The 22,873-nt window shown below is 41.3% G+C and carries 14 protein-coding genes; 13 read left to right on the top strand and 1 reads right to left on the bottom strand.

The window, feature by feature from the left end; genetic code table 11:
• The first annotated feature begins 29 nt into the window (after positions 1-29).
• The 5 genes from M2448_RS07345 to M2448_RS07325 all read left to right on the top strand — a co-directional run bounded on the left by M2448_RS07345 (position 30) and on the right by M2448_RS07325 (position 9,233).
• Entirely contained in the window at positions 30-923 is an 894-nt protein-coding gene (locus M2448_RS07345; RefSeq protein WP_280645262.1) for a class I SAM-dependent methyltransferase, read from the top strand.
• Between the two features lie 146 nt (positions 924-1,069).
• Positions 1,070-3,739 (top strand): AsmA-like C-terminal region-containing protein, encoded by a 2,670-nt coding sequence (locus tag M2448_RS07340; RefSeq protein WP_280645261.1) that lies wholly within the window; start codon positions 1,070-1,072, stop codon positions 3,737-3,739.
• A 156-nt stretch (positions 3,740-3,895) separates the two neighbouring features.
• Complete coding sequence (locus tag M2448_RS07335; protein ID WP_280645260.1) at positions 3,896-5,662, top strand: VWA domain-containing protein; 1,767 nt, start codon at positions 3,896-3,898, stop codon at positions 5,660-5,662.
• Between the two features lie 505 nt (positions 5,663-6,167).
• Complete coding sequence (locus M2448_RS07330) at positions 6,168-6,893, top strand: hypothetical protein (protein WP_280645259.1); 726 nt, start codon at positions 6,168-6,170, stop codon at positions 6,891-6,893.
• A gap of 180 nt (positions 6,894-7,073) precedes the next feature.
• Positions 7,074-9,233 carry an elongation factor G gene (locus M2448_RS07325; RefSeq protein ID WP_280645258.1) on the top strand — a complete coding sequence of 720 codons (2,160 nt, stop codon included), beginning with the start codon at positions 7,074-7,076 and terminating at the stop codon, positions 9,231-9,233.
• A gap of 125 nt (positions 9,234-9,358) precedes the next feature.
• On the opposite strand, the gene M2448_RS07320 is transcribed toward M2448_RS07325, so the two are convergent.
• The gene (locus M2448_RS07320; protein WP_280645257.1) at positions 9,359-10,747 is read right to left on the bottom strand and encodes an aspartate ammonia-lyase; all 1,389 of its coding nucleotides are present in this window, start codon (positions 10,745-10,747) and stop codon (positions 9,359-9,361) included.
• Positions 10,748-10,933: 186 nt separating this feature from the next.
• On the opposite strand from M2448_RS07320, the gene M2448_RS07315 reads away from it, so the two are divergent.
• From M2448_RS07315 to M2448_RS07280, 8 genes are all read left to right on the top strand, one after another.
• Positions 10,934-11,398 carry a hypothetical protein gene (locus tag M2448_RS07315; protein WP_280645256.1) on the top strand — a complete coding sequence of 155 codons (465 nt, stop codon included), beginning with the start codon at positions 10,934-10,936 and terminating at the stop codon, positions 11,396-11,398.
• 95 nt (positions 11,399-11,493) lie between these two features.
• Entirely contained in the window at positions 11,494-12,717 is a 1,224-nt protein-coding gene (locus M2448_RS07310; protein WP_280645255.1) for an efflux RND transporter periplasmic adaptor subunit, read from the top strand.
• A gap of 86 nt (positions 12,718-12,803) precedes the next feature.
• Positions 12,804-15,902 (top strand): efflux RND transporter permease subunit, encoded by a 3,099-nt coding sequence (locus M2448_RS07305; RefSeq protein WP_280645254.1) that lies wholly within the window; start codon positions 12,804-12,806, stop codon positions 15,900-15,902.
• An 89-nt stretch (positions 15,903-15,991) separates the two neighbouring features.
• Positions 15,992-17,179, top strand: coding sequence for a TolC family protein (locus M2448_RS07300; protein ID WP_280645253.1), 1,188 nt, complete (start codon positions 15,992-15,994; stop codon positions 17,177-17,179).
• A 269-nt stretch (positions 17,180-17,448) separates the two neighbouring features.
• Positions 17,449-17,922: a hypothetical protein gene (locus M2448_RS07295; RefSeq protein WP_280645252.1), complete on the top strand. Its 474-nt coding sequence runs from the start codon at positions 17,449-17,451 to the stop codon at positions 17,920-17,922.
• A gap of 120 nt (positions 17,923-18,042) precedes the next feature.
• Positions 18,043-18,255 (top strand): hypothetical protein, encoded by a 213-nt coding sequence (locus tag M2448_RS07290; protein ID WP_280645251.1) that lies wholly within the window; start codon positions 18,043-18,045, stop codon positions 18,253-18,255.
• Positions 18,256-18,291: 36 nt separating this feature from the next.
• Positions 18,292-19,638 (top strand): hypothetical protein, encoded by a 1,347-nt coding sequence (locus tag M2448_RS07285; RefSeq protein ID WP_280645250.1) that lies wholly within the window; start codon positions 18,292-18,294, stop codon positions 19,636-19,638.
• Positions 19,639-19,881: 243 nt separating this feature from the next.
• Positions 19,882-22,707, top strand: coding sequence for a triple tyrosine motif-containing protein (locus tag M2448_RS07280; RefSeq protein WP_280645249.1), 2,826 nt, complete (start codon positions 19,882-19,884; stop codon positions 22,705-22,707).
• Positions 22,708-22,873: the final 166 nt, after the last annotated feature.

Raw genomic sequence — 22,873 nt, 5'->3', positions numbered from 1 at the left:
CGGATGCTTTTGTATATTAAAAACAACATATGCAATTACTGAACCCCCAGCATTGGACTGATTACGAACTGATAGATTCCGGCGAATACGAGAAGCTCGAACGCTTCGGAAAATATACGATCAGGCGTCCCGAGCCACAGGCTGTTTGGCGTAAATCCCTGACAGAGAAGGAATGGGAGAACATGGCGGATGCTTCTTTCATGCGTGAAAAAGGGAAAGCCTCGCAGGATGGTAACGACAAAGGTGTTTGGACACAAAAGAAAGGAATGTCCGACCAATGGTTTATAGGCTATAACTATAAAGATATGAACCTGACATTCAGGCTGGGACTTACCTCGTTTAAGCATGTAGGTATCTTCCCCGAGCAGTCTGAAAACTGGAATTATATCTACGATTCTATAAAAGCACTGAAAGTAGCTGAACCCAAAGTACTGAACTTGTTTGCCTATACCGGAGGGGCATCCATAGCAGCTAAAAGTGCAGGGGCAGACGTAACACATGTAGATTCGGTACGGCAGGTAATAACATGGTCGCGCGAAAATATGGAAGCTTCGGGGCTTGACAATATCCGATGGATAGTAGAAGACGCGTTGAAGTTTTGCCGCAGGGAAGTCAAGCGAGAGAAGAAATACAACGGCATCATACTCGATCCGCCGGCTTACGGTCGCGGCCCTGATGGAGAAAGGTGGATACTGGAAGATAATATAGCCGAACTGATGTCACTATGCAGCAATTTGCTCGAAGAAAAAGATGCATTCCTTATACTGAACCTGTATTCGATGGGATTCTCGGCTATCATTGCTGAAAATCTGATCAAAGACTATTTCCCAGATGTAAAGAACATTCAGTTCGGAGAACTGGTAATTCCCGAAGAATCGGGGAAGAGCTTGCCGTTGAGCGTATATGCCAGATTTTCAAAATAAGAGGATAAAAAGCCCGAATAAGGTAATTTTTGCATAAATTTGCTAAATCCATAGATTTCCGGAGCAAAACATATAACAAATACACAAACTTTCCGTTAATATATAGATAGATAGACGGATACAAACAGAAACTAAATACACACGTTATGAAAAAAGTACTAACCATTCTCGGAGTCATACTGGTTATTATCGTAGTAGCCATGATTGCCATCCCATTTTTATTTAAAGACAAGATCAAGGCCGCTGTAGTAAACGCAGCCAATGAGCAGTTAAATGCAACAGTAGAAATTAAAGACTTTGGGCTGAATCTGTTCTCAAATTTCCCCAGTGCAACATTATCACTGAATGATGCTACCATTGTAGGGGTGGGTGATTTTGAGAAAGACACATTACTGCAAGCCAAATCGGGAAGTGTAACTATAGACCTATCCAGCCTGCTCAGCGATAATTACAAGATATCTAAAATAGAGTTAGACAGAGCTTCGGTTTTTGCCCATATTCTGGCTGACGGACGTGTAAACTGGGATATAATGAAGGTCGATTCTACGGCAACGACTACCGAAGAAGAAAGTGCTAGCGCCTTCAATCTCAATCTGAAAAAGATATCTATAAACAACTGTAATGTAGTCTATCAGGACGATTCCACTAAGATGAAAGTTATCCTCAACAAGTGGAATGGTGAAATATCCGGAGACTTTTCTGCCAGTGAAACTACATTAAAGACCAATTCTACAATAGATGAATTCTCATTCATCATGGGAGGTGTCCCTTACCTGAATAAGGTGAAAGCTAAAGCGGATGCAGAACTGAATGCCAACTTCGACAATATGAAGTTCACCTTCAAAGAAAGCAATCTACAGATAAACGACCTGAAAGCCTCTGTCGACGGTTCATTCGCTATGGTAGGTAAAGACTACGAAGGCATGGACTTCGACCTGAAACTGAATGCACCGAATACACAATTCAAGGATGTACTATCACTTGTACCTGCTATGTACACAGCCGACTTCAAAGATGTGAAGACTTCGGGTACAGCATCACTGGATGCGTATATCAAGGGACTGATGCAGGACGAGACTTATCCGGCTTTCGATGTTAAGATAGCAGTAAAAGACGCCATGTTTCAATACCCTTCATTACCTAAATCAGTCAACGACATAAATGTCGATTTAGCCATCAACAGCAAGGGCGGTGATCTGGACAATATGATGATAGATATCAGCAAGTTTGCATTCAATTTGGGCGGCAACCCATTCAACGGAAATGTGAATATAAGCACTCCAATGAGTGATATGAATGTAAAAGCCTCAGCTAACGGGACTATCGATCTTGGCATGATAAAAGAGGTCTACCCATTAGAGAAAGGTACAGAACTCAACGGTAGACTTGCCGCTAACATGAATATTGCCACCCGTATGTCTGCCATCGAAAAAGAACAGTATGATAAAGTTTCGGCTTCGGGAACACTCAATCTGAGCAATATGGTGTACAAAGCCGAAGAGATGCCTGAGGTGCTGATCAACAATGCTTCGCTGGAATTTACCCCACGCTATGTAAATCTTCCTGCTCTGGATGTGAAGATCGGCAAGAACGACATATCGGCTAATGGACGTCTCGAAAACTTCATAGCTTATGCACTGAAAGACCAGACACTGAAAGGACAGCTGAATATCAAATCCAATTACCTGAATGCAAACGACTTCATCAGTGAAGAAACAGCGACCGGATCAACAGCCGAAGAGACATCATCATCTACCGAAGATATTATCATCCCTAAAAATATAGACTTTGCGCTTAATGCCGCCCTTAACCAGGTAGTTTATAGCAAGATCAATATTACAAACATGGCAGGAGCAATGACCGTAAGGAACGGCATACTAACCCTTAACAATGTGAGTGCAAATGCATTGGGCGGCTTGGCTAAAGTAACCGGATCATATAATACTTCCGATCCTGCAAAACCAAAAGTAGACTTCAACCTGGCACTATCGAATGTATCGTTCGCCGAAACATTCAAGTCGGTAGAGTCTATCCAGAAGTTTGCTCCTATCTTCGAGAATCTGATTGGTACATATTCTATGAACCTGAATTTCAATACATCGCTCGGACAAACAATCATGCAAACACTTGCCGGACTTGTTGCTAACGGAAGCCTGCAAACAAGCAATGTGAAAGCTGAGAATGTTGCGGCACTTACAGCGTTGTCTTCAGCATTGAAAGTAGATGCTCTGAAATCAATCTCTCCTAAAGATATCAACCTGCCATTCTCGATTAACGACGGAAAGATAAATACCAAGCCTTTCAGTCTGAATTTAGGTGATGGAGGTGTAATGAAACTAGAAGGCTCTACCGGACTCGATCAAAGCATTAACTACAAAGGTACGGTAACCCTGCCTAAATCGCTATCAAACAACATTATCAACAATGTACCTATCACTATAGGCGGAACATTCAGCAGCCCTAAGATTGGCGTAGACACTAAAGCCCTTGTATCAGGAGCAGCATCTTCTGCCATAAACGAATTGCTGGGTGGAGAAAAAGGCAGTGATGTAAAAGAAACCATATCTGCCGAAAAGACCAAGCAAATAGAGAAGCTACGCACCGAAGCCGATAATGCTGCGAACAAACTCGTTGCAGAAGCTGAAAAACAGTCTCAGGCTCTGGTAGAGAAAGCTGGCAGCAACCCTATTGCTAAAGCTGCTGCTCAAGCTGCCGGTAAAAAACTGGTTGACGAAGCTAAAAAGCAGGGTCAAAACCTGAGAGACAAAGCCGAAGAACAGATCAAGAAACTGGAAGCTACAGGCAGCGCCGAGTAAACTTGGCGTCAACATATTCGGAAGAGTGCCTTGACCAATGAGTTAAGACACTCTTCCTTTTTTTAGAAACTTTCACATATCCTAGTTATGGAATCCCGAGCCTTGAGGTATCTATCTGATAAACACTATAAATTATTCACTTAATACAGATAGCTCATGAAAACCTACAAAACTGTGATACTGATCCTATCAGCAATCGTACTCGCATCATGCAATACAGGTAGTACCAAGAAAACAGATCCGGGACAGAACACAATCTCTGAAAACAGGCCAGTAACTCAAGACAACCAAATCTCAGAATCCGAAATTGCCCCTCCTCCACCATCTCCTAATGACAATGAGAATATCCATATCAGTATAGCCACAGTAGAAGGGACGGAAGACAAAGAAGCGATTGATATTGCCGAGTTGCGTGAACACAAAGTCATTCTTGCCGAGCCTCAAAGGGATATGGCTTACAGCATCGTACAATCGCCACGCTACGAAAGACCCGACAATGAAGAATACAGCCAGTTTGCCGAAAACAAATTCCGCATGGCTAAAGAAGAGCCGCTCTCGACCTTCTCGGTGGATGTAGACGCCGCCTCGTACAGTAACATGCGTCGTTTTATCAATCGGGGTGCGATACCCAACAAAGACGCCATCCGCATAGAGGAACTTATCAACTACTTCAACTACGACTATCCGGAACCGGCAGGCAACAGCCCTGTCAGACTAATGGCAGAAGTCGGTGCTTGCCCTTGGAATGACCAAAACCGCCTCGTAAAAGTCGGACTGAAAGCCCGCGATATACCATCTGACAATCTCCCTGCATCAAACTTTGTATTCCTGATAGATGTATCCGGTTCGATGGAAGGCCCTACCCGACTCGATCTGGTAAAATCATCACTAAAACTGTTAGTCAACAATCTCCGCGAGAAAGACCGTGTAGCAATCGTCGTATATGCCGGTGCTGCCGGAGAAGTGCTGCCATCTACATCGGGAGCTAACAGCCAAAAGATAAAAGAGGCCCTCGAAAGCCTGTCGGCAGGCGGTTCCACAGCAGGTGGAGCAGGCATACAGCTTGCCTATAAGATAGCGCGTCAGAACTTTATCAAAAACGGAAACAACCGCATTATACTTTGTACCGACGGAGACTTCAACGTAGGCGTATCGAGTAATGACGGACTGCAAACGTTAATCGAAAATGAGCGCAAAAGCGGCGTATTCCTCTCTATACTCGGCTATGGCATGGGAAACTATAAAGACAGCAAAATGCAGACTCTTGCCCAGGCTGGAAACGGCAACCATGCCTATATAGACAATCTTCAGGAAGCTAACAAAGTACTGGTTAACGAATTTGGCTCTACGATGTACACTGTAGCAAAAGACGTTAAACTACAGATTGAATTCAATCCTGCCAGAGTACAAGCCTACAGACTGGTTGGTTACGAAAGTCGCCTGCTCAATAAAGAAGACTTCAACGATGATACCAAAGATGCCGGAGAAATGGGTGCAGGCCATACCGTTACTGCATTCTATGAGGTCATACCTGTAGGCGTAAAGAGCAACCTCGTTGGAAATGTTGATCCTCTGAAATATCAGAATGAGAACAAGCCATCAGGTAAGGGTATATTTACTGCAATAGCTCATCCCGACCTGCTAACTGTAAAAATGAGGTACAAAGAACCAAACAGCGACACCAGCAAGAAGATAGAATTGCCGTTGATAGACGATAATCAGAATAATGTTTCGGACGACTTCCGTTTTGCTGCTGCTGTAGCCATGTTCGGGCAGGTGATGAAAAATTCCAGTTTCAAGGGAGACGGAACTTACGACAAAGCTATCGCCTTAGCACAAAGCGGATACGGAAGCGACAAGCAGGGCTATCGCCGCGAATTTGTCCGACTGATGGAAACCGCAAAGGGACTAGCTAAAAACTGATACTAGTAAGAGGAAAGATTCTTGCACCGTTTTGAAGTATGTAACTTCATCCTTCCTATAAGGGGCGAATACTGTGTTCGCCTCTATTTTTTTACTAGAGAATAACAAGTGTAATCCATTCAGTACAACACCATAGAAGAGTAATAAAATACAAAGCCAATAAAAATATTATCCAGTAAAGAGTCCAGTTGGGTTTAATGATATCAATAATTACCTAGCTATATTATACCTTTTCAAAAATTACTTCATCTCTAAATTCTATAGATAAATATTTCCACAGTGGATGGGAAAACAATATTTACTGAGTTTCATAGAATATACCTATCTGTGATTTGTAGACCGTTTCAAATAAAAAGCGCTATATTCGTTTTTGCATATTACAAGCGACATGTAGTAAACGATTAATATATAATGATGTATGAATAATATAAACCGTTTCAGAATTTATTTTTTGATTTTTGTTATGTCTTTCCCTATGCTTTGTCGAACTCAAAATAGTAATACAATGGATAAAACAAATGCTAAACTGGTCCCTGTTGAATTGAGTCCCATAGATGAATTCAGCGATGTTGCTTTAACTATTTCTTATATTACAGGCAGGAAAATAAAAGATATGACGATTACTGATATATATACTAACGAAAGAAGAACAATAGTTAGTATATCCTACGATGAGTTGGGCAGACCTATCACTTTCACAGATAATTATACTGACTCTAAAACATATGATATATCATATTCACAAGATTCCATTATCGTCACAATGACAGAATTTGAAGGTGAAGATTGCTCGGTGCTCGATGCAACATATTTTCTCGACTCGTCAGGGAAAGCTGTAAAGGCTACCTATACATCTGAAGAAGGATACGTGATTTTCAATTATTATGATAACAATAATATAAAATCAATCAGGAATATGCGATCTGACGAGCAATCAGAAAATTCCTATGTGTATGATAATGATAAAAGAGCGATTGCTGAAAATATAGATATACCTCAATGGCTGGTTTTGCATTTCCATAGAAGATTGGAAAAAGATGTCTTTGGATTTTTATTTTATCTTCAAAATAATATAGTAGAAACACACTTTGGTTACACCGAAGTCCCTTTGCTCACCCGATATTCATTTGATGACAAAACAGGCTTTCCTGTGAAATGGGCAGAAAAACTACATGATGATGATCCGGAATATACAGATATAATGTCAGTAAAATATGTCCTGATAGAATAATTTGTTAGTTCCAAAGATTTTCGGTATAGAATTAAAAATACTTATATCTTATATTTTTAATGTAAATAACATATCGTTCTATAGTAAGAATCTCAAAGCAATTCATTAATTTTGGAAATGTCGCCTCCGGAGGGAGGCTATTTTGGTAAAAAAGTATTAACCATGTAAAACATTTAGGCCATGAAAACTTACCAAACACAAGAAATCAAGAATATAGCTATTCTTGGTAGTTCGGGGGCGGGCAAAACCACTCTCGCCGAGGCCATGCTCTATGAAGCTGGCGTCATAAAACGCAGAGGAAGTGTGAAAGACGGAAATACAGTCTCGGACTATTTCCCTGTGGAAAAAGAATACGGATATTCGGTCTTTTCCAGCATTTTCTCTGTGGAATGGATGAATCGCAAACTCAATTTTATTGACTGTCCGGGATCAGACGACTTTAGCGGAAACGTTGTGACCTCGCTGAATGTGACAGACACAGCACTCATGGTACTGAATGCCCAGTATGGAGTAGAAGTAGGTACCATCAATCAATTAAGATATACCCAAAGACTTAAGAAACCAGTTATTTTTATTGTAAATCAGCTCGATCATCCGAAAGCTGATTTCGACAATGTGGTTTCTCAACTCAAAGCCGACTATGGCGACAAAGCTGTTTTAATTCAATATCCTGTAAGTGTAGGAGAAGGATTTAATGCAGTAATCGATGTTTTGAAATTTAAGATGTTCCGATGGAAGCCGGAGGGAGGCGTTCCGGAGGTGCTCGATATACCTGCCGATGAGTTGGATAAAGCAACAGAACTACAGCAAAAGCTGGTAGAAGCGGCAGCCGAAAATGAAGAATCCCTCATGGAAAAATTCTTCGATCAGGGAACACTTACCGAAGAAGAAATGCGTATGGGTATCCGTTGGGGATTGGTCAACAGAGACTTGTACCCTATATTCTGCGTGTCGGCCGAAAAAGATATGTGTGTGCGCCGTACAATGGAATTTCTTGGGAATGTTGTACCTTATGTTCGCGACCTGCCTGCTCCTGTAAATACAGATGGCAAAGAAGTGAAGCCCGACAGCGATGCACCTACCAGCTTGTTTTTCTTCAAGACAATGGTAGAGCCGCATGTGGGCGAAGTTTCTTACTTCAAGGTAATGAGTGGGAAAGTGCATGAAGGCGATGACCTGTTGAATGCAAACAGAGGCTCGAAAGAACGTATGGGACAGATGTTCTGCCCTGCCGGAAAAGAACGTTCTAAAATAGAAGAACTGGTTGCCGGAGACATCGGTGCTGCCGTAAAACTGAAAGATGTGCGTACAGGAAATACACTGAATGCTAAAGGAGCAGACAATAAGTTCGACTTTATCAAATATCCTGATCCGAAATATCGTCGTGCCATAAAAGCAGAAAACGAAAAAGACACCGAGAAAATGAACGAGGCGTTGCAGCGTATGCACGAGGAAGACCCTACATGGCTGATAGAAAACTCTAAGGAACTGAAACAACTTATCGTGTCGGGACAAGGAGAATTTCACCTGAAGACACTGAAATGGCGGATGGAGAACAACGATAAAATTGCTATTGTTTATTCTGAACCGAAAATACCATATCGTGAAACAATTACTAAGGCTGCCCGTGCAGATTACCGCCATAAGAAACAATCGGGTGGAGCCGGACAATTCGGCGAAGTACATCTGATTGTAGAACCATACACCGATGGCATGCCAATGCCTGAAACATATAAGTTTAACGGACAGGAATTTAAAGTCCAATCACGTGATGTGCAGACTTACGATCTCGACTGGGGCGGCAAACTGGTGTTTGTAAACAGTATAGTCGGTGGAGCGATCGACACACGTTTTCTGCCTGCTATACTTAAAGGTATTATGTCTCGGTTAGAACAAGGTCCATTGACCGGGTCTTATGCCCGCGACGTACGTGTGATAGTGTACGACGGAAAAATGCACCCGGTAGACTCGAATGAAATCTCATTTATGCTTGCCGGACGTAACGCGTTTAGTGAAGCCTTTAAGAATGCAGGGCCGAAAATTCTTGAACCTATATATGACGTGGTGGTATCAGTCCCATCCGACAGAATGGGTGATGTGATGGGTGACCTGCAAGGCCGCCGTGCCATGATTATGGGTATGGAAAGCGATCGTGGTATCGAGATACTGAACGCTAAGGTTCCGTTGAAAGAAATGTCTAACTATTCTATATCGCTTAGTTCACTGACCGGAGGACGCGCTTCATTCACTATGAAGTTTTCAAGCTACGAGCTTGTTCCGTCCGATGTACAGGATAAGTTGCTGAAAGATTATGAAGCAAGCCAGAAAGACGAAGATTAATTTTATTCGCCTGAAATATGAAAGTCCCGATATGATTCGGGACTTTTTTTATTATAAGAAAAGGAACGGATATTTGGATTATTCCGTTCCTTTTCTTTTATATAAATGGATTCTTTAAAAAAGGTTTATTTCATTCCGGTCATATTTTTTGGATCCAGTATTCTGTCCAGTTCTTCTTTCGACAACACATTCTTCTTCAGTACAAGATCATATACGCTTTGTCCTGTTTTCAATGCTTCCTGTGCGATGGTGGTACTGTTTTCGTAACCGATATACGGATTTAGTGCAGTAACAATACCGATACTGTTTTTCACAAGGTCATTGCAGTGTTCCTCATTGGCAGTTATGCCTACAATGCAATTTTCGCGCAAGCACTTCATTACATTTATCAGCAGGTTTTGCGATTCCATAATGCTGTATGCCATCACAGGCTCCATTACGTTTAGTTGTAGTTGTCCTGCTTCGGCAGCCATCGTTACTGCAAAATCGTTACCTATTACCTTAAAGCAAGTCTGCGATGTTACTTCTGCTATTACCGGATTCACTTTACCCGGCATAATGGACGATCCTGCCTGCATAGGAGGCAGATTTATTTCGTACATACCACAGCGCGGGCCAGAAGTCAATATACGCAGGTCGTTACACATTTTCGATAACTTTATCGCCAGTTTTTTCAGGGCAGAAGAGTATGCAATGAATCCGCCTGTATTAGAAGTAGCTTCTACAAGGTTCTTTGCCGCCGTAAAGTTATATTTTGTCAGTCGGGTAAGGTTGCTCGCACATAGTTCTGCATAGCCCGGAATGGCATTCAGGCCTGTACCTACAGCCGTAGCACCCATATTTATTTCGAGGCATTGCATAGCGCTTTGTTTCAGCGCATCTATTTCTTTTTCCAATGTGGCTGCATAAGCATCGAATTCCTGTCCCAATGTCATCGGTATAGCATCCTGCAAATGAGTGCGTCCCATTGTTATTACATGCTCAAATTCTTTGCCTTTCTTTTTCAGTGCATCTACAAGCTCCGACAAGGTGCTTTTTACTTTCTTGTTGTAGAAGATAATCCCCAGTTTCACACCTGTAGGATATGCATCGTTAGTCGATTGCGACAGATTTACATGATCGTATGGAGAACAATGAGGATATTCACCTTTTTTGTGCCCCATCAATTCTAATGCGATATTGGCCACCACCTCATTTATGTTCATGTTGGTAGATGTACCCGCACCTCCTTGCAGCATATCGCTTGGGAACTGGTCGTTGTAGTCGCCTGCAATTACTTTTTTACATGCTTCTACGATAGCATCACTTATGTTTTTATCCAAAGCCCCCAATTGACAATTGGTTTCGGCTGCCGCCCATTTTACATAGGCCAGAGCTTTTATAAACTCGGGGTAATCGGATAATTTTATTCCCGAAATCTGAAAATTATTCATTGCACGTTGTGTGTGAATGCCGAAATATGCATTTTCGGGAACGGGCAAACTGCCGATAAGATCATTTTCTGTTCTGTTCATGATGTGACAATTTGAAAGTAAGTAATAAATATATATCTTAAAATATGTTGCTAATGTATATAATTATTTTGATATAAAAATATATTTCGTGTTATTTTGATAGTTTGTTCCTGTTTTATTTTGTCAGGCATGATGATATTTCGTTTGTATCGGCTTATTTTATTGGAAAATATATATCTTTGCAAGATGGGAATTAAGCAATTATTAACTCTGATACTATTACTGTCAGCAAACATTTTGTTACTGGCACATAATGTCTTGCCTCATTCTCATCACGATGGTATTGTTTGTTTTTCTATGGAAGAACTCGTAAACCTGCCAAAATGTTCAGACCATAGTGCGAATAACAATGATGAGTGTTGTGGTAACCATACCGGAAAATGTCACCACCATCATCATACTAATGACGACGGTTGTGGCCTGAAAGAAATAGTTGTGCGGGGCGGCAATGAGTTCCATGAGGAAATGCTGCCATGCGAAAACTGCTTATCATTATTATATACCGTATATTCTCTTAACGAGTTTTATTTCGATGCACCCCGCTTCGGACAATGGCTCGAACAGAAACCATATCTCAATAATTACGTACCCCCTTACGTAGGCACTGTCAGTAGCCTGCGTGCACCCCCTGCATCTTATTTTTTAGCATAATACAAGATTATATTGCAATCTGTTTATGTCTATCTTCTGCCGGAGTACATTCTGCTCTTACAGATACGACATTCTGAATCTAAAAAATAAGAATAATGAAAAAATATATTATATATTTCGCCTGTCTGTTGGCGATATCATGGGGATGCAGCTCCAACCATAAAACAGACGATCACACCGGACATAACCACGACCACGATACACATGCCGGACACGACCATGCTGAAGATGCGCACAACCATGCCGAAGGGGAAGAATGTGACCATGATCATGATAATATCACAGAAGAATCACATGGCGATGAAATTGCATTCACACCCGAACAGGCTAAATCGGTAGGGTTAGAAATAACTACAGTAAAGCCCGTAACTTTTCATCAGGTGATAAAGACCAGTGGGCAGATATTGTCGGCGCAGGGAGATGAAGTTACTGTTTCGGCTACAGCAAGTGGTATTGTATCATTTAACAAATCATCGCTGAATGAAGGCTTGGCAGTGCGGGGAGGTGAGTCTCTGCTCAGTATCTCTTCCCGAAATCTGGTGGATGGAGATCCTGCCATAAGGGCAAAATCAGCCTATGATATAAGCCGTCAGGAGTTTCAGCGTGCTGAATCATTGATAGGAGACAAGCTGATCTCAGAAAAAGAGTATAATGAGATAAAGCTCAATTACGAAAATGCCAGGAATGTATATCAGGCAGCTAGTCGGGGTTCGACAGCCAAAGGTGTCGGGATCTCTGCTCCGATAACAGGATTTATAAAATCGAAACTGGTAAGTGAAGGACAGTATGTAGAGATAGGGCAGCCGTTGATGACTGTAACACAGAACCGTAAACTGCAACTGCGTGCCGATATATCGGAGCGTTACTATAAAGATATGGGAAACATCACACTTGCCAACTTCCGCACTCCATACGATAAAACGGTATATAGCCTTTCTGAACTCAATGGACGGTTAGTCTCATTTGGAAAGTCAGCTAATAGTCAGGAATATTATATCCCTGTAAATTTTGAGTTCGACAATGTCGGACAAGTCATATCGGGTTCATATGTGGAAATATTCCTTTTGGGGCAGCCGCGCAACAATGTTATTACTGTTCCGGTTACTTCCCTTACCGAAGAGCAAGGCATATTCTTTGTTTACCTGCAAGTGCATGAAGATGCTTACAAGAAACAGGAGGTGACAGTAGGTGCAAATGATGGCATAAATACTGAAATATTATCCGGAGTGAAGACCGGAGATAAGGTCGTAAGCAAAGGAGCCTATCATGTGAAACTGGCATCGGCATCATCAGCTATTCCTCACGGACACGAACACTAACCGGATTTCAAAATTTAAAGTTTCATGATTTACAAGTTTTATAATATTTACTTGTAAACTAGTAAACTACCAACTAGTAAACTAAAATGCTGAATAAAATAATACAATTCTCATTGAACAACCGTCTGGTTGTACTTATCGGTGCTGTGCTTCTGCTGGTCGGTGGATTCTATACCGCCAGAAATATGGAGATAGACGTATTTCCCGACCTGAATGCACCCACAGTAGTGATAATGACTGAAGCCAACGGAATGGCACCCGAAGAAGTGGAACGGCTGGTGTCATTTCCTATCGAAACGGCTGTTAATGGTGCTACCGATGTGCGTCGTGTACGATCTTCCTCTACCACAGGATTTTCGGTGGTATGGGTAGAGTTCGACTGGGGAACAGATATCTATAAAGCCCGCCAGATAGTTACCGAAAAACTGGCGACACTGGGTGAAGCCTTGCCTGCCAATATCGGGCAGCCTACTCTGGGGCCGCAATCCTCTATTTTGGGTGAAGTATTGATACTCGGATTGACGGCAGATTCGACATCGTTGCTCGATCTGCGTACTATTGCCGACTGGACAATACGCCCACGCCTGCTCTCTACCGGAGGTGTAGCTCAGGTTACTGTGATGGGTGGAGATATCAAAGAGTATCAGATATTGCTCGATCCCGGACGAATGAAGCATTACGGTGTTAGCCTTGACGAAGTATTGCAGGTAACACGCAATATGAATCAGAACTCATCGGGAGGCATACTCTATGAATATGGCAACGAATATATTGTCAGAGGCGTGATGCAAAGCACCAACGTAGACGAAATAGGTACGGCGGTTGTTCGCAAACAAGGTGAAAATCCGATATTGATCAGAGATATTGCTGATGTAAAGATCGGGGCAAAAACGCCAAAACTCGGGCTTGCATCTGAAAAAACAAAGCCTGCTGTATTGCTGACCATCACGAAGCAACCCAATACAAATACGATAGAACTCACCGAAAAGCTGGATGCTTCTGTTGCCGAACTGCAAAAGAATCTGCCTGCCGATGTGAAAATCTCTAACGACATTTTCCGTCAGGAACGGTTTATCAACAACTCGATAGGTAATGTGGAGAAGTCGTTGTACGAGGGGGCTGTTTTTGTAGTTATCATCCTGTTCATTTTCCTTATGAACTGGCGTACCACTTTTATCTCACTGCTGGCATTACCCTTATCCCTCCTGACTTCCCTTCTCGCATTGAAGATGATGGGCTTGACCGTCAATACAATGAGTCTGGGCGGGATGGCTATTGCTATCGGCTCTCTTGTAGATGATGCTATTATCGACGTAGAGAATGTGTTCAGGCATCTGCGCGAAAACAGGCAAAAGCCAAAAGAAGAACAGCAGAGCATACTCACTGTGGTTTTCGAAGCATCGAAAGAGGTGCGTATGCCGATACTCAATTCTACATTGATCATTGTGACCAGCTTTATCCCGTTATTCTTTCTCAGCGGAATGGAAGGGCGTATGCTGGTGCCGCTTGGTATCGCATTCATAGTGGCGTTGTTTGCCTCTACTGTGGTAGCGCTTACAGTAACTCCTGTCCTGTGTAGCTATTTGTTAGGGAGAAATAAGGATAACAAGGAAGAAAAAGAGCCAGTTTTTGTAGTAAAACTAAAAGCCATATATGAAAAAAGCCTGCATTGGGCTCTCGAAAAACAGAAGACCGTACTGGGTGTAACAGGCGTACTACTATTGTCCGCCATCATTATCTTCTTTACATTCGGGCGAAATTTCCTGCCTCCATTTAACGAAGGTTCGTTTACTATTACAGTGAATACATTGCCCGGCATTTCACTCGAAGAATCGGATAATATTGGCAGGATGGCCGAAGCTGCTATTCTGAGCATTCCTGAAATACAGATTACAGGACGTAAAACCGGACGTGCCGAACTCGATGAGCATTCTTTTGGTGTAAACACGTCCGAAATAGAAGCGCCTTTCATGCTGAAAGACAGATCGCAGGAGGAAATGTTATCAGAACTTCGCGAAAAACTGAATGCCATACCCGGTATCAGTGTAGAGATAGGTCAGCCGATAACACACCGTATCGATCACATGCTTTCGGGTACTAAGGCCAATATAGCAATTAAGCTGTTTGGTACAGACCTCAATAAGTTATACACACTTGGTAATAACATCAAATCGTCTATCGGAGGTATAGAAGGTATTGCCGACCTGAATGTGGAGCAACAGGTAGAGCGTCCGCAGTTGAAAATTACGCCGAAGCGTGAACTGCTGGCGAAGTATGGCATTACATTACCCGAATTTTCGGAGTTTGTAAATGTCATGCTTTCGGGTGAGATCGTATCGCAGGTATATGAAAGCGGAAAGAGTTTCGACCTGACATTGAAGGCGGCAGACGATTATAAAGATCAGGCGGATAAGATCAGAAATCTGATGATAGACGCCAACGGAACGAAAGTGCCTTTTGCTTATGTGGCGGATATAACGTCGGCTACCGGTCCTAATACGGTGAACAGGGAGAACGCACAGCGAAAGATTGTGGTTTCGGCCAATGTCAGTGGCAGGGACTTGCGCAGTGTAGTGAACGACATCAGAAGTACTGTAGATGAAAACATTACATTGCCCGAAGATTACCATATCGAATACGGTGGACAGTTCGAGAGCGAACAGGCTGCATCGCGTACGCTGTTACTGGCATCTATATTTGCGATTATGGTGATATTTCTGTTGTTGTTCAATCAGTTCCGCAATGTTATGCAATCGGCGGTTATCCTGCTCAATCTGCCTCTGGCGCTTATTGGCGGCGTGTACGCTATATTGCTGACAACGGGTGAAATAAGCATTCCTGCCATTATTGGGTTCATATCTCTATTTGGTATCGCTACCCGAAACGGTATCCTGCTGATGGCGCACTATAACGAATTGGGAAGTAAAGGATTCTCGGTAAACAAGAGCATATTGCAGGGTTCGCTCGACCGTCTCAATCCCATCCTTATGACGGCTCTTTGTTCCGGACTCGCACTGATTCCGTTGGCAGTACAGGGCGACCTTCCGGGTAATGAGATACAAAGCCCTATGGCTAAAGTTATTCTTGGCGGATTGCTTACATCCACCCTGTTGAATATGTACATTGTACCTATTATATACAGGATGCTGAAAAACCGTAAAGAAGTAAAACAAGAAATAGTATAACCACCTCATCCCCCTCCTTCTCCAAAAGGAGAAGGAGCCGCAAAGCCATAATGGGGATAGAATTTTGAAATTTTGAAATTCAAAAATATATGAAACAAATAATATATATAATCGCGCTTTTTGGTCTGTGCGTCTTTACCGCAAACGCTCAGAATAGTTATTCAGACTTTTTGCAGAGCATAGAGGATAATAACACCACACTGAAAGCATACAGGGAGCAGAACAATGCGACCAAAATAGGGAACAGGACAGGAATTACTCTTGCCAATCCCGAAGTAGAATTTGCTTATCTATGGGGTTCGCCGAAAGAAGCTACAAGCCACCGCACCAATCTCGATATAACACAGTCGTTCGATTTTCCTACTGCTTACCGCTTCAAATCGCAGTTGGCAGACGGAAAAAACAGACAGGCCGATATCGTGTACGATCAGCAACGCAGGGAAATACTTCAGGAAGCAAGGCTTTTATACACAGAACTTGTTTATCAGAAGAAGATGAATGATGTGCTGACACAAAGGCTCGGCTATGCCAAAGAACTGTCGGAAGCCTATCAAAAGCGGTTCGATAAAGGTGATATAGACATACTGGAGCGAAATAAGACCAGGCTAAACTATCTGAATGATGAAAAAGCCTTACAGCTCAATCAGGTGGAAATAGATGCCCTCAATCAGGAGTTGCAGAGATTGAACGGAGGGATCCCGATAGATGTAAAAACTACAGACGGCTATGTAGGTTATGTGATGGAGAGGAACTTCCCCGAATGGTTTGACAAGGTGAAAGAAAACAATCCTGCCATACGTATGGCAGAGCAGGAAGTCACGCTGAGCCGCAAACAGGAACAACTGACGCGCGCGCTTAATCTGCCTAAGATCACAGCCGGATATACGAGTGAGCGCGTACCGGGAGAGACTTTGCAGGGCTTTAGCATCGGGGTTTCCATTCCGCTGTGGGAAGGACGCAATACCGTAAAGCATCAGAAAGCCCAGACGGTGGCCTTACAGATGCAGCATCTGGATATGCAAATGCAATTCCGCAATGTATTACAAAAGCAACACGACAAAGCGCTGAAACTATCGGGTATGCTTACCGAATACGAAAAGATACTGGAAACGACCAGCAGCAGAGAGCTACTGAAAAAGGCTCTGGATAAAGGGCAGTTGTCGCTTATCAACTATCTGCTCGAACTGTCGGTATATTACGAGACTGTAGACAAATATCTGGAAACCGAACGCGACTATCAACTTGCTGTAACGGAGATGGTTCAGTGGGAAAGATAAGAATCTGATTTATTTTACTATATTTGTTAGAACCTGTTTGAAGTGATACTTTATACGGGTTTTATCTTTTTGGATCGATTTAAATTGATACATTTGACGAATGGCAGAATCAAACTTCGACATAATATTCTGGATAAATGTGATAGCCTTTACGTTATAAATTCACTGCCAGTCCTCGCCCCGCTTACGGGGGGATACTTAAATAAAAAATAGATATGTCTTTCATAAAGAAAACTATAACTTTTGAGATTTCAACAAAAACTGATATAATGGAAAAGACCGTAGAATATTTCATTAATTCCGGTTTTAAATTAGTTGCAAATGAAAAGAACAGATTAATATTCACCTGCGGGTCTCTATTTCGGAATAGGTGGACTTTCAACCCTCTTAAATGGAAATCAAAAATTAAAATACGGGTGAGTGGGGATAGCATTAATGCTGATTTTATCATAGATGCAACAGGCCAAATAATAAGCATAGAGGAAAATAATACTTGGGATATTTTTGTAGAAAATTATAGGAATTTTTTATTCGATAATATTGATTATAATTCTATAAATCAAAAACACATAGTTAAAGTAAGAAATCGTAATATAAAACTTATAAGTTGGACACTCTTAGGCTGTTTAATTGGGGGAGTTTTGAGTGTTATTTTGGCAATACTAATAGGCCAGCCAATACTTATTCCTGTTGGCATAGTTGGTATGGCAATACTATTCATTATAAAACGCCCTAAATTCTGACTATTATTTTTCAGAGAGGGAAAGAAGATATATATTTTTAAAGCTAAACGAATAATCAGCTCGCGCAGGCTTCAAGTCTGTGCGTTATGATTAATTTATTAAAATTACTACATTTGACGAATGGCAGAATCAAACTTTGACATAATATTCTGGATAAATGTGATAGCCTTTATCTTTATAAATTCACTTCCTGTCCTTGCTGTGATAGGCTTGGCTGTATCTGCATACTTTAAGAAAAAGAAATTAGTTATTGCATTTATCGTAGCCATCGTTGTTCTTCTTTTATACTACTGGCTGGAAAGTGATCCTTATGATTTTGTTTTACCATTCTAAATCTCTGCAGCCACACAATCACATAAAAAACACACTATGAAAACTAAAATAATTATTCTCCTTTTACTCGTTGTATCTTGTCCGTTCAGCATGGCGCAGAGAAGGGATTTTTTTTACAACGAGAATGCCATTTATCTGGGGCATTATATCATCGACACGACCAAGAAAACGGTTGGATGGATTAACAAAGAGCATATAAACGGAACACACATGGGTTATAAGGTCGGTCTGACAATAGATACTTTGATTAAACCCCAAACCACTTGTTTGTATATAACCAATAATCAGCTTGTATTCAAAGAGCATTATGTTCCTGAGACAACTCAAACACCCGGAGCTTATTACGAGATAGAGGGCTATAGCTACAACAAAGGCTTGTACAAAAGAAATGGAAAATATTATCATTTAAAGGGAATATCCCCTACCACGCTTGCAGAAATTAAAATTCCAAAAGGCATTAATTTCGACAGGCTTACTTATGTTGAAGGGAATCCTTACTACGGTTATGGCTATCTTTATGATGAAACAGGGCTATATTACCTTGATGTTTTCAACACCAAAGAAATATCAAAGTTAGCCTTTGCTAAAAACTGCCGTCCTGTTATGCGTAAGTTTTATTGTGAATACAATGGTGAGGCTTTTCAAGGTGGTAAAAAAATTGGACGGATAGACCAGTTTACCGAAATTGATATGAGGCGGGATGGAGAGACAACTTTCTTTACTGATGGAAGAACTGTTTTTTCCTCAGATTATGCTCATCATCGCAAACTGCCGGGTATGGATAAATGGATTCAGCTGACCGATGGTAATTATATGGTAAAAGAAAACAACTGTGTGTATTTCCCGTTCTTTAAAGAACATAACAGGAATAATTTAATATACTACAATGTGTTGTTTGCTACGCCCGACAGTTTAGTCCTTGTAGATTGTTATTTACAAAAAGAAATCCGGAAAATAGATAGTGTTTTTATCAAGCAAGGAGACAATTACGAACGGCTCGATATAGCAGAATATAAATTATCTGCTAATAATTTCTATACTTATCGAAACAAAAACTATTATGGCATTCACCAGATCAAAAACGACTTCGATATGCCTAACCTTAAATGGCTAAAAGGCTTATATGGGAGAACGGACGGATGGCTGAGTGATGGAAAAGTATTAACTCATTATGATTTATTTAATTTAAACAAAGAAGACTTCACTGATATTGGATTTACATATGTCCCACTAGCCGATGACAGGAATCTGAAAGCTATAACAGAAAATATCTTATTTGATGGCATTAATTTTTATGAATTATCAAATGGAAGTATTGAGGTAATTCCTGTCAAAAATTTTTGGTTCGCTGTTGAGGTAATTTCGGCGGTGTCGGCTTATTAAAATAATGATCGGTTCCCCGCTCGCGCAGACTTCGTCCTTCGGAATTTGTAATCCCGAAGTTCTTAATAGCGGATTTAAAATCCGCAGTGAAAGACCATCGGATTGCAAATCCGATAGAACGGAATGAACCGATTCCACTTCCGAAACGTTTAGCAATAGACCATTTTAAGCTTATGGGCTTACTTTAATAAAAATATATTAATTTTGGAAATCAAATAATCCCGGAATAACAAAGATAGCCCTATGAGTCATTTCTACAAATACACAATCTTCTTTATACTTGTTTTCAGTGCCCTTCCCGTATTTTCCAGCAAACCGCAAATAATCAATATTTACAGGGAAAAGTATCGTGCCGATAACAAGAACTGGTCGATAGGGCAGGACGAAAGAGGATTTTTGTATTTCGGGAACGATATAGGTTTACTCGAGTTTGATGGTGTAGAATGGAATCTCAACCGCATTCCCAACTCACTTGTTGCGCGTTCGGTCGCAGTCCTTTCTCACAACACCATATTTACAGGCAGTTACGAAGAATTCGGGCGATGGGACAGGGATCTCTCCGGTAAACTCGTATATACATCACTGAGCGACAGCCTCGATAAAGCACTTTTCCGCAACGATGACTTCTGGAAAATATGGATAGCTGACAACTGTGTTTATTTTCAGTCATTTTCCGCTATATACATGTACGATTACAAAACTGTTACACGTATCCCCTCCGATAAGGGATTTCTTTTTCTTACAAAAGTAAGGGATGAATTTCTTATACAGCAAATGCTGGGGCCGCTTTTCAGGCTGAAAGGTACAACATTAGAGAAGATAGAAGGAAGCGATATTTTCAATAACACAGATGTCAGGGTTATTTTGCCCTATAAGGACAATCAATATCTGATAGGTACTACAACTAAAGGCATTTATATATACGATGGGGCAACGTTCAAGGAGTGGAATCCCGAGCTTTCACGGTTGATGAACTCAAAAGAACTGAATTGCGGATTGTTTTCGTCCAGAGGCACTTATTTCTTGGGAACTATTCTGGATGGTATATACGAAATAGATACGAACGGAAAGATAATTGATCATATGTCATCGGAGAATTATCTGCAAAACAATACCATCCTTTCGCTCTACGAAGATAATCTGAATAATATCTGGGCTGCGCTCGATAAAGGTATTTCCTACATACAATATATGGAAAATATGAGTTGCTATACCGATCCAGGAGGAAAGACCGGAGCTGTGTATGGCGGCATAGTATGGAACGACAAACTGTTTGTCGGTACTAATCAGGGCGTATTTTACCTGACAAAAGACGATCTGAACCGATCCGATGCCTTATCGGGAATGAGGCTGATAAACGGAACACAAGGACAGGTCTGGGCATTCAGGATAATAGATGGTAAGTTGTATTGTTGTCACAACAAAGGCTTGAAAGAGATACACAAAGATCTTTCTGTCTCCGATGCTTTTTCAGTCGGTACAGGAGTTTATAATATCTCCGAAGCATCTATGAAAAACCACGACTTGTTGTTGTTATCTACATATCAGTCTATCAAAATAATAGATAAAAATACGAAAGCGGTTTTTCGTCCCGGACAAATATCCGAACCCATAATCAATGCCGAATTCGATCATCTGGGCAATATATGGCTCGAACACTTCAACAGAGGTGTGTATCGCTGTAAACTGGATGACGATCTGAATAGTATCCGCAGTTTCTCCTATTATGGAGGCAACAACAATGATGACCTTCCCTATAAGCTAAAACTATTTAAAGTCGGAGGGCGTGTTGTCCTGCTCGGCGATAACCGTTTTTATACTTACGATGATATTGCCAACAAAATAGTACCCAATCAGTTACTTGATGATTGCTTCAATGATGTAAAAGAACTGAAACAGGTTATCCCTATAACAGACAATCTGTTTTGGGCATTGACAACCTCTGCCATCTATAAATTCTCATACGATGGCTACGAAGCTTCCATCGTAGAAAGTTACGATCTGGGAATGAATATGTCTCTGGTAAACAGCTACGAAAAAGTATCAGTGCTGAACGATTCTGTGAGCCTCATCTGTCTCGACAACGGTTTTATGCTCTATCGCAAACCCGAAGGGCGTACCGGACTTACCGAACGTAGATTGCCGTTGCCCTATATAGAATCGTTACGGGCAGTAGATACAGACGGAGATATAGAATATAAAGACATGGTAAAAGGTTCAAAAATTGTGTATGACCATAATACGGTCACTTTTGGCTTCTCGTCTAATAATGCCTTTGCTATGAACCTGTCATTTCAATATATGCTCGAAAACGTAGATCAAGACTGGTCTGCGCCCCGTAAGGTGAATAATGTCTCCTATGCCCGTCTGCCGAAAGGGAAATATACGTTCAAGGTTCGTACAGTAGACAGTTTGGGTAACTATTCGGATGAGGTAACCTACGATTTTGAAATTCTTTCCCCTTGGTATCTCACCATTTGGGCATATCTGTTATACATTGTTGTTATTGTGGCAGTACTGTATGCTATATGGATGCTGATACTCAGACGTTACCGAAACCTTCATTTGCAAAAAATACGTCAGCGCGAAACGCGGCGATTGCGGATTCTTGCTGGAGAACTTCAGCAGGAAGTAGAGCAGAAGAGCGCCGAACTATTGACACAGACCTCTTTCATCATTCAGAAGAACGAACTGATACTGAAAATAAAAGATATTGTCGACGAATTTTATTCAAAGAATAAGTTGAATGCCCTGTTGCCGCTTTATCAGAAAATAAATGCCCTGCTGAATAATAACCTTGATTCGGAAGATGACTGGAAAATGTTCCTCATAAAATTTGAAGAAAAGCATACCGGCTTCTTCAAAAAAATGAAAATGCTCTACCCTCAACTGACCAATAGCGACCTCAGATTATGTGCCTGCCTGAAACTCAATCTGGAGACAAAAGAGATCGCTTCGTTGATGAATCTGTCGGTACGAGCAGTTGAAAATAGCCGTTACAGGCTGCGTAAAAAGTTAAATTTGCAACCCTCACAGAATCTTAACGAGTTTTTTCTTAATGTAGACTAGCACCTTTTATTCTGTTGTGAAACAGATTGTTGTTTTTTTTTGAGAGGTAATAGTGAGGTCTGGGTACTGTTAAAAAATCAACCGGTGTATCTGTGGTGTATTAACTTTTAAAGACAAAAGCTACATCATGTCATAATTTTGAGTCGAATCTGATATCAAAACGACC

This window comes from Dysgonomonas sp. PF1-14 (assembly GCF_029892965.1).
In the GTDB taxonomy this organism is placed as follows: Bacteria; Bacteroidota; Bacteroidia; order Bacteroidales; family Dysgonomonadaceae; genus Dysgonomonas.
Note: the sequence above shows the minus strand (reverse complement) of the source record. Positions and strands in the feature narration are given on the sequence as shown.